Genomic DNA, 14,504 nt, shown 5'->3' on the forward strand with positions numbered 1-14,504 from the left:
GAGCCTAACGAAGGAGTTTCGCATGGCGCGAAAGGTGCGATTGATGCAACGCCGGATAAACGCAACGGGGGTGCGCTCGCGACGGTCAGCCAGCGCATCACTGACCACCCTGCTCGTGGCCTGCGGCTCGCTCATGCTGCCGCTGCAGCAAGCGCGCGCAGCGATGAATTTCTGTGCAGCGCCCGCACTGCAAACCAGCGAACGTACGAATGCCGATCCTGGCGTGAAGGCGCTGGTCGCCAATGTGCTGGCGCATCTGAACGATCCGGCGCAAGCGCTTCCGAAGCTGCATACCGAAGGAACGTTACCGCACGAAGGGATTTACGACCAGAGCGTCGAAGCGGAAAAGGATCTCGATCTGCTTCGCGATGCCGCGCTCGCGTGGCGTGCAACCAGCGACGACCGATTCCTGAGACTGGTCGACCGCCTGCTGTACGCGTGGGTGACGACCTATCAGCCGAACTTCAACCCGATCGACGAAACACGTTTCGAAGGCCTCATCCTCGCCTACGACATGACCGCCAGCGCGCTGCCCGTGAAAACTCGCAACGCAACGATGGCGTTCCTGACGAAATTCGCAAATGGCTACATCGCACAGATCGACGCGCAACCTCGACCGCTGAAAGGCACGTTCCGAAACAATTGGCAGAGTCATCGGGTCAAACTCATTGCGATGGCGGCGTTCACCCTCGACAACCGCAAGATGATCAATGCGGCACAGCGTCTCTTCGTGGAGCACATCGGCGACAACATCGCGCCAGACGGCTCGACCATCGATTTCGCCGAGCGTGATGCGCTGCATTACGTGACTTACGATCTCCAGCCACTCGTGACAGCCGCGCTCGCCGCGCGCCGCCACAACCGCAACTGGCTGAACGAAAAAGCGCCAAACGGCACAACGCTGGCCGCGGCGCTGGACTGGCTGATGCCGTACGCGATGGGCACGAAGACGCATGAAGAATTTGCGCATTCGGAGGTGCCATTCGATGCGAAACGTCGCGAAGCGGGCTTGCCCGGCTTTTCGGGTCAGTGGGATCCGAAGAACGCAACGGAACTGTTTCACCTCGCCGCGCGGCTCGACGGGCGCTACACGCCGGTCGCGCTGCAACTGGCACCGACGCCGCCCGCGTGGCTCGCCGTGTGCCTGCCGCTAGCGGCGCGCTAAACCGATCTTTCTATATGCAGGAGCAGTAATGGCAGTCAGCGTGTTCGATCTCTTCAAAATCGGCATCGGTCCGTCCAGTTCGCATACCGTTGGTCCGATGCGCGCGGCCTTGATGTTCGCCCAGGGGCTCGAACGTGACGGGCTGCTGAACGCTACCGCGTCAGTGAAGTGCGAGCTGTATGGCTCGCTCGGCGCGACCGGCAAAGGCCACGGCACGGATCGCGGTGTCATGCTCGGCCTGCTCGGCGACGCGCCCGATACGGTCAATCCGGACACGATCGCGCAACGGCTCGAAGCGATTCGCACGACGCACACGCTCGCGCTACTCGGCAAGCACGATATTCCGTTCGTGCAAAAGGAGCACATCGCGTTCTATCGTCAGGCGCTCGCCGAGCATCCGAACGGCATGAAGCTCCACGCGTTCGACGCACAGGGCGCAACGCTGCGCGAAGCGACGTATCTGTCGGTAGGCGGCGGCTTTGTCGTGACCGCAGGCGCGCCGAATACGAAGGTGATGAGCGCCGTCGAGCAGCTGCCGCACCCGTTTCGCACCGGCAACGAATTGCTCGCGATGTGCGCATCGACGGGCAAGTCGATCGCGCAGCTGATGTGGGAAAACGAGCGCGTCTGGCATACCGAAGAGGAAACGCGCGCAGGTCTGATGAAGATCTGGGACGTGATGCAGTCGTGTGTCGCCCGTGGCTGCGGCATCGGCAATCCGGATGCGGATGGCACACTGCCGGGCCCGTTTCAGGTGAAGCGGCGCGCGCCGCAGCTTTATCGCTCGCTCTCGGGCAATCCGGAACTGGCGTTACGCGATCCCCTTTCGATGGTCGACTGGATCAATCTGTACGCGATTGCGGTCAATGAGGAAAACGCTGCCGGCGGCCGCGTCGTCACTGCGCCGACCAATGGCGCCGCAGGCATCATTCCAGCGGTGCTGCATTACTACACGCGCTTCATGCCGGGTTCGAACGAGCAGGGTGTGATCGATTTTCTGATGACCGCCGCCGCGATCGGCATCCTGTACAAGCTGAACGCGTCGATCTCCGGCGCCGAAGTGGGATGCCAGGGTGAGGTGGGTGTCGCGTGCTCGATGGCGGCGGGCGCGCTCGCTGCCGTGATGGGCGGCACGCCGTTGCAGGTCGAGAACGCCGCTGAAATCGGCATGGAACACAATCTCGGCCTGACCTGCGATCCGGTCGGCGGGATGGTGCAGATTCCATGCATCGAACGCAATGCGATGGCTTCCGTGAAAGCGGTCAACGCGGCACGGATGGCGCTGCGCGGCGACGGCAGCCACTACGTGTCGCTCGACTCCGTCATCAAGACGATGCGCGAAACCGGCGCCGACATGAAGACCAAGTACAAGGAAACGTCGCGCGGTGGGCTGGCGGTCAATATCGTCGAATGCTGAGGCGGTTCATCTATTGAGGCCAGCGCGCCAGCGCGCTTCCCGTTGATGCGCTGCGCAAGCCTCGGTCCGTGACATCGGGCGGCCAGTCGGCGTAAGCTGTCGGAGCCTTTTTCTTCCGACCAGAGACCAGACTGGAGGCTTCTTCGCAATGCCGCTGCCGAACGTTTCAGATTCCACCGACTCCACCCGCTCCACCACCGGCGCACGGCTCGTCGTCGATGCGTTGCTGACGCATGGCGTCGAACGCGTCTTCTGTGTGCCCGGCGAAAGCTTTCTTGCTGTACTTGATTCACTGCACGACGAAACTGAACGCATCCAGACAATCGTCTGCCGCCATGAAGCGGCAGCGGCCAATATGGCCGAAGCCGTCGGCAAGCTGACTGGCCGGCCGGGTGTCGCGCTCGTTACGCGCGGACCGGGCGCCACGCATGCTTCGATCGGCGTGCACACGGCGTTTCAGGATTCGACGCCGATGATCCTGCTGATCGGCCAGTGCGCGCGCGAGCACCTCGATCGCGAGGCGTTCCAGGAAATCGACTACCGGCGCATGTTCGGTCAGATGGCGAAATGGGTTGCCCAGATCGACGACCCGCGCCGCATTCCCGAATATCTGAGCCATGCGTTTCATACCGCGACGTCGGGCCGGCCCGGACCCGTCGTTCTTTCGCTTCCCGAAGACGTATTGAGCGATGTATGTCCCGTCGTCCCCGGCGCGCCGAAGTATCACCGCGTTGCCGCGTCGCCGTCGAAGGCGCAGATCGGACAGTTGCGGCAGTTGCTCGAAGGCGCGAAGCGGCCGATGGTAATCGCGGGCGGCAGTGGCTGGACCACGACGGCGTGCACCGATTTCCGGCGCTTCGTCGAGAACTGGCAGTTGCCGGTCGGGCTTGCGTTCCGCTATCAGGACACGCTCGACAACGAACACCCGAACTATGCGGGCGACGTCGGCCTGGGTGTCAATCCGGCGCTCGCACAGCGCATCCGCGATGCGGACCTGTTGCTCGCCATCGGCCCGCGCCTGGGCGAGGCCACCACGAACGGCTACACGCTGCTCGATATCCCGAAGACAAAACAGACACTCGTGCACGTGCACCAGAGCGCGGAAGAACTGGGGCGGGTGTATGCAGCCGATCTGCCGATCGTCTCGGGCATGCCTGAGCTTGCCGAAATGTTGGCTGAACTGAAACCATCGGCGACGCCCGCCTGGGTCGGTTCGGCGGAAGAAGCACATCGCGCGTATCTCGACTGGCGCAAGCCCTGCACGATCCCTGGCGGCGTGCAGATGGGCGAAGTCATCCAGCAGTTGCGTGCCCATCTCCCAGACGACGCGATCCTCACGAACGGCGCGGGCAACTACGCAACCTGGCTGCATCGGCATTTTTCGTATCGGCATTTCCGCTCGCAACTTGCGCCGACGAGCGGTGCCATGGGCTACGGCGTGCCGGCCGCGATCGCGGCGAAATCCATGTATCCGGACCGCGCGGTCGTCGCGCTCGCAGGCGATGGCTGCTTCATGATGGCCGGCCAGGAACTCGCCACGGCGATGCAATACGATCTGCACGTGATCTTCATCGTCGTGAACAACAGCCACTACGGCACGATCCGCATGCATCAGGAGCGGCACTATCCGGGGCGCGTGCACGGCACGGGTCTGACGAATCCGGATTTCGTGGCGTTCGCGCGCTCGTTTGGCGCGCATGGTGAACTGGTCGAGCGGACTGAGGATTTCCTGCCTGCCTTCGAACGGGCACGGGCGGCGAGGCGCGCCGCGCTGATCGAGATCCGCATGCCGCAGGAAGCAAGTACGCCCGGCGCGACGCTCGAACAGATCCGCGAGCAGGGTCGCAGAATGCGCGGGGAAACGTAATTTGCGGCGCCCTTGGCGTGGCAGTGCCACACGGTGATAAAAAAGCCCCGCTTTTGCGGGGCTCTTTAACTTCCAGCAGCGCGGAACGCGCAAGCATCGAACTGCTTACTTGCCGCCGACGCTTTGCAGCGTCGTCCACTTGCCGTCGACAACCTTGTACAGCGTGATGCCGCCGTTCTTCAGGTCGCCCTTCGGGTCATACGCGAGGTCCTTCGACGTCACTGCCGGCATCGACGTCTGCGCGAGCAGCGGCAGGTACTTTGCCGGATCCGTCGAGTTCGCCTTCTTCATCGCGTTGAACATGGCCATCGCGCCGTCGTAAGCGTACGGCGAGTACGTCTGCACATCCTCGTTGAAGCGCTTCTTGTACTTCGCGACGTAGTCCTTGCCGCCCGGCATTTCGTCCAGCGGCAGGCCAGCCAGCGAAGCCACCGTGCCGTTTGCCGAGTCGCCCGCGATCTTCACGAACGTGTCCGTCTTGACCATTTCGCCAGCCATCAGCGGCGACTTCATGCCAAGCGTCTTCATCTGCTTGACCATCGGGCCTGCCTGCGAATCCGCACCACCGTAGTAGACCAGATCCGGGTTGGCCGCCTTCAGCTTCGTCAGAATCGCCTTGAAGTCGACAGCCTTGTCGTTCGTGTATTCGCGCGCGACGATCGTGGCGCCCGCTGCCTTGGCCGCCTTTTCAAACTGGTCAGCCAGACCCTGGCCGTAAGCCGTGCGGTCGTCGACAATCGCGATCTTCTTCACACCCAGGTTCTTCACCGCGAACGTGCCAGCCACCGAGCCTTGCTGCGTGTCGGAGGTCATCATGCGGAACGTCGTCTTGAAGCCCTGTTGCGTGTACTCGGGTGCGGTCGCCATCGCGATTTGCGGGATGCCTGCGTTCGCGTAAATGCGCGATGCCGGGATCGTCGTGCCGGAGTTGAAGTGGCCCAGCATGCCCTTGATGCCGTCGTCGACGAGCTTCTGTGCGACCGTCGTACCCGTGCGCGGGTCGGCCTGGTCGTCGGCTGCGTCCAGCACGAAGCGAACCGGCTTGCCGCCAATCACCGGCTTCGTTGCGTTCATGTCTTCCACGGCCAGCGTGATGCCGTTCTGGAAGTCCTTGCCGTAGTGCGCCTGAGCACCCGTCATCGGACCGGCAAAGCCGATCTTCACGTCTTCAGACTGTTGCGCCTGTGCGGTCCCCGCCAGCGACATGACCGCGACGAGCGTCGCGCCTGCCAGCCCTTTCATCGTGTGTTGCATAGCTTCTCCATGGTACCAGGTGTAAGTGGAGCGGCTTCGGGGTCGCCGTGCCGCTTCCGTTTTATTGAATTGACCGTCGAGGTTCGCTCAGCCGATCGTCATCAAATTCGCATTGCCGCCTGCTGCTGCCGTATTTACGCTGACCGAACGTTCCGTCAACAGACGTTCAAGTGCGTAATCTTCATCGCCGCCTTCCAGCGCGCGTGCCGCCACGCCCTGCACCGAGACGATCGGTCCCGGACGTTTCGCGACTTCCTTGACGAGCGCGAGCAGTTCGTCGCTGTCGCCTTCGAAGAGCACTCCATCGAAGGCAGCATCGGCGCTCTTGCGCACGCTTGCATATTGCTTCAACCCTGCGGGCAACGCGGCGACCAGCTGCTCGCCTGCCGCGCCTTCGAAGAGCGCGCGGTTGCCCGTCGCCAGCACGGCCGCGAACTGCGCACGCGCGCCGCCGGCGGTCGACGCCACGCACAGCACCGTGCCACGTGCGCCCAGCGTATAGGTGTTGCGCTCACCGGTCGGCCCCGGCAACACCGCCGTCGCCCCCGCCAGCACGTGCGACAGATAACCGTCGCAACGCGCCGCCAGCGCCGGCTGTCCTTCGCCGATCAGCCAGTCGCGCAGTGCCGTCAGCGCGGAAGACGGATTGTCGCCGATTCCGATTCCGTTTTGGGACGGCCCGTTTTGGGACGGCCCGTTCTGGGACGGAGATGGCGCATCGACCATCAGCGCCGCTGCGAGCGACTTTGGCAAACCGGCCGGACGCTTCGCCAGCAGGCGCTGCAGGTACAGCGCGCCGCCCGCTTTCGGGCCCGTACCCGACAGGCCTTCGCCGCCGAACGGTTGTACACCCACCACCGCACCGATCACGTTGCGGTTCACATAAATGTTGCCCACATGCGCGCGGCTGATCACATGCGCGATCGTTTCGTCGATCCGCGTGTGGACGCCGAGCGTCAGGCCGTAGCCCGTCGTGCGGATCTGGTCGAGCAGCCTGTCGAGCGCACTGCGGCGATAACGCACCACGTGCAGCACCGGGCCGAACACCTCGCGCTTCAGTTCGTCGATGCTGTCGAGTTCGATCAGCGTCGGCGGCACGAATGTGCCCGGCGCGCAGCCTTCCGGCATCGGCAGCTGAACGACCTTGCGCCCCTTCTCGCGCATCGCCGCGATGTGCGCGTCGATGCCGCGCTTCGCGTCCGCGTCGATCACCGGACCGACGTCGATCGACAGACGATCCGGATTGCCCACCGCCAGTTCGCCCATCGCACCTGTCAGCATTTCGAGCGTGCGATCGGCGACGTCGTCCTGTAGACAGAGAACGCGCAGCGCGGAACACCGTTGACCGGCCGAGTCGAAAGACGACTGCAGCACGTCCGCGACCACCTGCTCGGCGAGCGCCGACGAATCGACGATCATCGCGTTCTGGCCGCCTGTTTCCGCGATCAGCGGAATCGGCTTTCCGTCGGCGTCCAACCTGGAGGACAGCGTCTTGTTGATCAGGCGCGCGACTTCCGTCGAGCCGGTGAACATCACGGCGCGCGTACGCGCATCGGCCACCAGCGCGGCGCCGACCGTTTCGCCGTTACCCGGCAGCAGCTGCACGGCACCCGCCGGCACGCCCGCTTCGCGCAGGATGCGAACGGCTTGCGCGGCGATCAGCGGCGTCTGCTCGGCAGGCTTGGCGAGCACAGTATTGCCGGCGGCGAGCGCCGCGGCCACCTGGCCCATGAAAATCGCCAGCGGGAAGTTCCACGGGCTGATACACACGACCGGACCGAGCGGACGATGCGTATCGTTCGAGAACTCGGTGCGAATCTGTGTTGAGTAATAGCGCAGGAAATCGATCGCTTCGCGGATTTCCGCCACGGCGTTCGGCAGCGACTTGCCTGCTTCACGCACGACCAGGCCCATCAGCGTGTGCATCTGCGCTTCGAGCAGATCGGCGGCGCGCGCGAGACAATCGGCGCGCGCTTCGACCGGCGTCGCCTGCCAGATCGGCGCGGCGGCGACAGCGTGCGACAGCGCGGCGCTCACGTGCTCAGGCGTCGCTTCGACGACCGTGCCGACGAGGTCACGATGATCGGCCGGGTTCCGCACGTCACGTGCGGTGCCACCAGTGATTTCATCGCCTTCGAGCATCGGCGCCGCGCGCCACGGATGATGCGCACTCGCCAGCAATGCCGACGACAGCGACGCCAGCCGATGTTCGTTCGACAGGTCGAGGCCCATCGAATTGGCACGCTCCACGCCGAACAGGTGGCGCGGCAGCGGGATCTTCGCGTGCGGTGCGCCCGGCGGCACGATCTTCGACGCTTCTTCGACCGGATCGGCGATCAGGTCCTTGATGGGCACGGTTTCGTCGGCGATGCGGTTCACGAACGACGTGTTCGCACCGTTCTCCAGCAGACGGCGCACGAGGTACGCGAGCAGCGTTTCGTGAGTGCCGACCGGCGCGTACACGCGGCACGGACGGTTCAGCTTGTCGCGGCCGGTGACTTCTTCATACAGCGGCTCGCCCATGCCGTGCAGGCACTGGAACTCGTACTGGCCAGGATAGTAGTTCTGGCCCGCGAGGTGATAGATCGCCGACAGCGTATGCGCGTTGTGGGTCGCGAACTGCGGATAGACCGCATCGGGCGCGCCGAGCAGCTTCTTCGCGCAGGCGAGGTACGACACGTCCGTGTAGATCTTGCGGGTGTACACCGGATAGCCTTCGAGGCCATCCACCTGGGCACGCTTGATTTCCGTATCCCAGTACGCGCCCTTCACCAGCCGGACCATGATGCGATGGCGGCTGCGGCGCGCGAGATCGATCAGGTAATCGATCACGAACGGGCAGCGCTTCTGGTAGCCCTGCACGACAAAACCGATGCCGTTCCAGCCGGCCAGCTCCGGATCGAAGCACAGCGCTTCCAGCAGATCGAGCGAAAGTTCGAGGCGGTCGGCTTCTTCGGCGTCGATGTTCAGGCCGATGTCGTAGCGACGCGCGAGGATCGCGAGCGAGCGCACACGCGGCAGCAGCTCGTTCATCGTGCGTTCCTGCTGCGAGCGCGAATAGCGTGCATGCAGTGCCGACAGCTTGATCGAGATGCCCGGGCCTTCGTAGATGCCGCGGCCTCCCGCGGCCTTGCCGATCGCGTGGATCGCCTGCTCGTACGACGCGTAGTAGCGTTGTGCGTCGGCTTCGGTTGTCGCCGCCTCGCCGAGCATGTCGTACGAATAGCGGAAGCCACGTGCTTCGTACTTGCGGCTGTTGGCGAGTGCTTCGGAGATGTTCTCGCCGGTGACGAACTGCTCGCCCATGAGACGCATCGCCATGTCGACACCCTTTCTGATCAGCGGCTCGCCACCCTTGCCGATCAGACGCGTGAGCGCCGACGAAAGCCCCGTTTCGCTATTGGTCGTCACCAGCTTGCCGGTGATCATCAAGCCCCACGTCGCGGCGTTGACGAACAGCGACGGCGCCTGACCCACATGCGATTTCCAGTCGCCCTTGCTGATCTTGTCGCGGATCAGCGCATCGCGGGTCGCACGATCCGGAATGCGCAGCAGCGCTTCGGCGAGACACATCAGCGCGACGCCTTCCTGGCTCGACAGCGAGAATTCGTGGATCAACCCTTCGACGCCGCCACCCTTGCTCTTGGCGCGCAGCGTTTCGACGAGCTTCGCGGCCAGCGCCTCGACGTCGCCCGCGAGATTGGCCGGCAGACGCGCCTGGCCGAGCAGGAACGGCAGACATTCCGGCTCCGGCCGGCGATACGCCGCCGTGATCGCCGCCCTCAGCACCGATTGCGGCTGCACGTTCTGGGCGAATTCGAGGAACGGATGCGACGCACCTTCTTCGTCCGACTCGACGGCCGCGCCGTCGGCCAGATCGGTCGAGCCGTTCAAACCCGAGAGTTCAGGGGGCAGCTGGCCATGTTCGATCTTTTCGAGGTACGCGAAGATGGCCTGCTTGATCAGCCAGTGCGGCGTGCGCTCGAGGCGCGTGGCGGCTTCTTTCAGCCGGGAACGGAGGAGGTCGTCGACTTTGACGCCAAGAGTAGTGCTCGCCATGTTTCCTTCGAATGCCGATTGACATCGGCGAAAAGACTAGAAAGTTGGCCGAATCGTACGCCTCCAAATAAAAAGGTGCAACCGCATTCTGAGATAGGTTGCACCCTTCGTCGGGCCTTACGTGGCGGGGCTTTGCGCCGGTCGGCGCGGCGCGGGCTGCGCCCGGTTGCGATCGGTGTTTTCCCTGGGAATAATCTTTTCGCCCATACCCTTATCGAATCGCCGCTCGCGCCGATATACAGTCATGCACCCGGGACCTGGTGCGCGATAAAAAGGCGGGCGAAATGGAAAAGTGGCTGGTGGTAAGCGGAATCTGGATGATGTGCGCGCTGTGCGCAGTCTTTTTTATCCGCGGCGCGTCATGTTCAGCGGAGAAGCGGATCGAACCCGCGCGCATCAACACGGGGACGGAGAGTCCGGCGAAGGATATGTCCTGAGCTGTCTGCGGCGGGGCAGGATGTGTCCCTGCGTTGCGCACCAGGCTGCGAGTGTGAACTGGCTGCGCGAACGCGCGAGGCCGCACGAGATCAGTCAGTTGGGGTGAACTGGCTGCAGGTGTCGTCGGGCGAAACAAGCCGGTCGTGCAGACGACACAGCCTGCTCGCCGCAACACTGGCGCCAAAGCCTGAACCGAATACCGCGAGGCCAGGAATGCTCTGCTCCAGCGAATGTCGATCGTCCGCACGGTGCCGGCACCCCGCGCAGCAGGGACGGCACGCGGCGAGGAACGCGGCGGTATCTTCGATGCCGCGCGAGACCTTGCTCACGACCCCTGCCCGAGGCTATTCCAGTACGACGCGAACACGTGCGCGGACAGCACGTAGCCGATGGCGATATTGACCACCACGCCCGCCGTGAACGCGAGGAACGGTTTGATGCCCGTGGCCGTCAGCGAGCGCACGCGTGTCGTGAGCCCAATGCTGAAGAAGCAGAAGATGAACGCCCACGTACGCAGCGCGGTAATCGGCGCGACGAATTCCGGCGTGACGACCTTGCGGTAGTCTGCGAGCGAATAGTGGCTCGCGATCCATGTCACGAGTGCCGACGCGATCACAAAACCAATCACGAACTTCGGGAAGCGTGCCCATATTTCGCCCGCGTTCGCTTTTGCCTTGACGCCGCTGTCTTCGGTTTCCCAGCGCGTCGTCGCAACGATGGCCAGCAGGAACGCCCAGATGCCGATCCAGATGTCGCGGCCCACCACTTTCATCAGCGTGAACGCCTGCAGCGATGCCTCAGGCGCGCCGGCAATCGAGTCCGCCGCGCTCTTCGCAAAGTCGCCGTAAGCCTGCGCCGCGGCGATGCCCGCCGCATCGGCAAACTCTGACGTGCCGATCCATGCGCCGGCCACGCCCGTCGACAATCCGAGCGAGCGCGACGCGAACGGCAAGACGAAGATCATCACGATCGCCCACAGAATCACGAGGGTGATCGCCACCGATGCCTGCTCACGCTTCGCACGCACCGCACCGGCAATCGCAATCGCCGCCGATACGCCGCAGACGGCGCCGCCTACACCGAGCACGGCGGCGAAGCGCTTGTCGAGACCGAATGCCGTGGCGGCAAAGAAGATGACGAAGAACGTGACCAGCGACACGATGGTCGCCTGCCCGACCGCCACAGGCCCGGCCCACACCAGCAGCGTGAAGGGCAAGGTTGCACCGAGCAGCACGATACCAACCTTGATGTAGAACTCGACGCGCAAGCCCGCGGAAAACCATTCCGGCAAGCGGAACACGTTCGAGATGACGAGCCCGAGCGCCAGCGCAACCAGCGGCGGCTCCAGGTTGTACTTCGCCGCGTTCACCCACGCCCCAAGATGGAAGATCAACACCGACGCGATGAAGAGGATCAGGAACGACGGCAGGAAATGCGCGACCTTCTGTCGGAGCGCCGCGAGGCTCACGCCGAACAGCACGGCGAACATGAGGAAAAGCGCGACGTAGTTCGGCAGGTGTTTGACGAAATCCGCACCCGCTGCGCCGATGCTCGACCATCTGGCGGGCGCCACTGCGAGCCATTTGATACTGCTGCCCGAAGCGAACAGCGCCCAGGCGATCACAATGACCAGCAGGCCAACCCAGACTGCCCACCAGTCTTCAGTTGAAAAGAGACCGCCGCCGCGGTGCGTCACGTGGGCGCCGCGATCCTTGTCTGTATTGGCTGGATGCCCGCCTGACGGCAAGCTGTGGTTGGTATCGCTCATCGCAATGCCCCGGAAGTTGAGGTGCGTCGGCGCGAAGCAGTTGGTCGGAGTGAGATTGTTGAGAAATGCCGCGCCGATCCGGCGAAATATAGTCGAGCGCATGAGGAAAACGAAACGACCTTTCGCTCTATCCTTATGACTTAAAGGGATTTACGAGCACGATCGCATCAGATGTCGAGCGGATCGACTTCGAGGTTCCAGCGCAGCACCCCTTTGAGCGTGCGCAACACGGGTTGCCAGGCGTGCAAGGTCGCCTGCAGCGCGCCTCGTGAGGCGCTTTCGATCAACAGCTGCGCGCGGTGCACGTGCATCACCTTGACGATCGTCAGGGGCACGGCGTCATACACCGTCACACGTTCGGCCGCCGGGATCTCTGACAGAACGGCCGCCGCCTGCTGGAGAAACGCCAGCGCAGCCTCGAGTGTGCGGCCCTCGGCGCGCAACAGCGCTTGATAGACGAAGGGCGGCAGATGGGCATCGCGGCGTTCTGCGAGTTGCGACTTCGCAAAGCCGACGTAATCGTGCCGGGCCAGCGCGTGATACAGCGCGTGGCGCGGATAGCGCGTCTGCACCAGCACTTCTCCCGGCAGCCCGGCACGGCCAGCACGACCGCTCACCTGCATCAGCTGCGCGAACAGCCGCTCGCTCGCCCGGAAGTCGTGCGAGAACAGCGCCGTGTCGGCATTGAGCACACCAACCAGCGACACGCGCTGGAAATCATGCCCTTTCGCAATCATCTGCGTGCCGACAAGGATGTCGACTTCGCCCGCGTGCACGTCCGAAAAGAGCGCTTGCGCACTGCCCTTGCGCCGGGTGCTGTCGGCATCGATGCGCAGCACACGCGCGCCCGGAACCGCCGCGGCCAGCGTTTCTTCGACGCGCTGGGTACCGCGTCCGAGCGGCGCGATATCGACGTTGCCGCAATCCGGACACGAGCGCGGAATGCGCGACTCCCACCCGCAGTGATGGCAGCGCATCGCGCGCTCCGGCTTGTGCAGCACGACGTACGCGCTGCAACGCGGACAGCCGGCCACCCAGCCACAGGCCTCGCACGACAGCACGGGCGCGTAGCCGCGGCGGTTGAGAAACACGAGGCTTTGTTCGCCGCGCTCAAGACGCGCTTTGAGCGCCGCAATCAACGGCCCGGACAAGCCATCCACTGAAGCTCGCCCGCGTCGATGCTCCTCTTCCAGGTCGATGAGCTTGATCGCCGGCAACACCGCTTCGGCCACGGCGCGGCGCGACAGCGTGAGCCGCGTGTAGCGGCTCTGATCGGCCTGCCACCAGCTTTCCAGTGACGGCGTCGCCGAGCCGAGCACGACCGGAATGCCAAGCTGCTTGGCGCGCCAGATCGCGAGATCGCGCGCTGAATAGCGCAACCCTTCCTGCTGCTTGTACGCCGGATCGTGTTCTTCATCGACGACGATCATCGCCAGCTTCGGCAGCGACGCCAGCACCGCGAGCCGGGTGCCCAGCACAATGCGTGCGCGGCCCGTGTGCGCGGCGAACCAGTGCCGGGCGCGCTCGCCTTCGGCAAGGCCGCTGTGCAGCGTGACGATCGCGCCACGGTCGAGCGCCGCGAAGCGGGCGCGGAACGCGGCCTCGAATTGCGGCGTGAGATTGATCTCCGGGACGAGGACGAGCGCCTGGGCGTCCGGTTGCGCCGCGAGCAGTTCGGCCAGGGCGCGCAGATACACCTCGGTCTTTCCGCTGCCCGTCACGCCATGCAGCAGGAAGGGAGCGAAGCCGTCAGCGGCACCGATCGCCTCGACGGCAGCGGTCTGCTCGTCGGTCAACGTGGGCAGCGCTACGGGCGATGATTCCTGGGCTCCAGCTTCGCGCACATCCGCCGCTACGATGACGTCTAGCGCGACCCAGCCTTGCTCCTGCCATGAATCGAGCGTCGCAATCGCCTTGGGGTGAAGGGCACGGGCATCGGCGGCCAGTAGCGAGCCGGCTTCGATGACGGCATCGGCAAGGCGTCGCAGCGCGCTCGCTCGTGCCGGCAACGCGCCGGGCAACGCCTCTCGCCCAGCGGGCAGCAACCGGTAGCGCTCCTCCGGCGCGAGCAGGCGGCTCCAGCGCGTGGCATCGCGCAACGCCTGCGGCAAGCCGGGCAACGCCACCTCGCCGAGGCCGCGCTGGTAATAATCCGCGGCGAATGCAGCGAGTGCGAGCCACTCCGCCGACAGTGGCGGACAGGCGGAGCAGACAGCATTGACCGCCCGGACGCGCTCAGCCGGCACGTCGCTTTGAGCGGTCACATTGTGGACGAGCCCAACCGTGTCCCGCTTGCCGAACGGCACACTGACGAGCATGCCCGCCACTGGCGGCGGGATGACGTCACACCGGTAGTCGAAGAGGGTCGGCAGTGGGTGATCCAGCGCGACGCGGACAAAAACACTGTTCAAGTGGCTAGCGCTCCGGAATGGCAAAAGACCGGTGACCCACACGGGCGCGACGGCCAGCCTCGAAGTTAAAGTAAAACTTCGCTTTCCACGCTAAGTTTTGGATTCCGCTGAACAATTGCAATGAG

The 14,504-nt window shown here is 64.3% G+C and carries 8 protein-coding genes; 3 read left to right on the forward strand and 5 right to left on the reverse strand.

Translation table 11 applies throughout. From position 1 onward, the window contains the following. Nucleotides 1-22 precede the first annotated feature (22 nt). The 3 genes from B0G77_RS06445 to B0G77_RS06455 all read left to right on the forward strand — a co-directional run bounded on the left by B0G77_RS06445 (nt 23) and on the right by B0G77_RS06455 (nt 4,449). A complete protein-coding gene (locus B0G77_RS06445; protein ID WP_133661363.1) occupies nt 23-1,165 on the forward strand; it encodes an alginate lyase family protein in 1,143 nt (380 codons plus the stop codon). A gap of 28 nt (nt 1,166-1,193) precedes the next feature. Then, complete coding sequence (locus tag B0G77_RS06450) at nt 1,194-2,582, forward strand: L-serine ammonia-lyase (protein ID WP_133661364.1); 1,389 nt, start codon at nt 1,194-1,196, stop codon at nt 2,580-2,582. A 148-nt stretch (nt 2,583-2,730) separates the two neighbouring features. After that, nucleotides 2,731-4,449, forward strand: coding sequence for a thiamine pyrophosphate-binding protein (locus B0G77_RS06455; protein ID WP_133661365.1), 1,719 nt, complete (start codon nt 2,731-2,733; stop codon nt 4,447-4,449). 105 nt (nt 4,450-4,554) lie between these two features. Here B0G77_RS06455 and B0G77_RS06460 read toward each other — a convergent pair whose 3' ends face one another. From B0G77_RS06460 to B0G77_RS06480, 5 genes are all read right to left on the reverse strand, one after another. Beyond that, nucleotides 4,555-5,703 (reverse strand): branched-chain amino acid ABC transporter substrate-binding protein, encoded by a 1,149-nt coding sequence (locus tag B0G77_RS06460; protein ID WP_133661366.1) that lies wholly within the window; start codon nt 5,701-5,703, stop codon nt 4,555-4,557. Nucleotides 5,704-5,790: 87 nt separating this feature from the next. Beyond that, nucleotides 5,791-9,762: a trifunctional transcriptional regulator/proline dehydrogenase/L-glutamate gamma-semialdehyde dehydrogenase gene (gene putA / locus B0G77_RS06465; RefSeq protein ID WP_133661367.1), complete on the reverse strand. Its 3,972-nt coding sequence runs from the start codon at nt 9,760-9,762 to the stop codon at nt 5,791-5,793. A 527-nt stretch (nt 9,763-10,289) separates the two neighbouring features. After that, a complete protein-coding gene (locus tag B0G77_RS06470) occupies nt 10,290-10,529 on the reverse strand; it encodes a hypothetical protein (protein ID WP_243750944.1) in 240 nt (79 codons plus the stop codon). Next, complete coding sequence (locus B0G77_RS06475; RefSeq protein ID WP_133664054.1) at nt 10,526-11,968, reverse strand: putative sulfate exporter family transporter; 1,443 nt, start codon at nt 11,966-11,968, stop codon at nt 10,526-10,528. Before B0G77_RS06475 ends, B0G77_RS06470 begins: the two co-directional genes overlap by 4 nt. A gap of 167 nt (nt 11,969-12,135) precedes the next feature. Beyond that, nucleotides 12,136-14,379, reverse strand: a complete 2,244-nt coding sequence (locus B0G77_RS06480) for a primosomal protein N' (RefSeq protein WP_133661368.1) — start codon at nt 14,377-14,379, stop codon at nt 12,136-12,138. Between the last annotated feature and the right edge of the window lie 125 nt (nt 14,380-14,504).

The organism is Paraburkholderia sp. BL10I2N1 (genome assembly GCF_004361815.1).
Classification (GTDB): Bacteria; Pseudomonadota; Gammaproteobacteria; order Burkholderiales; family Burkholderiaceae; genus Paraburkholderia.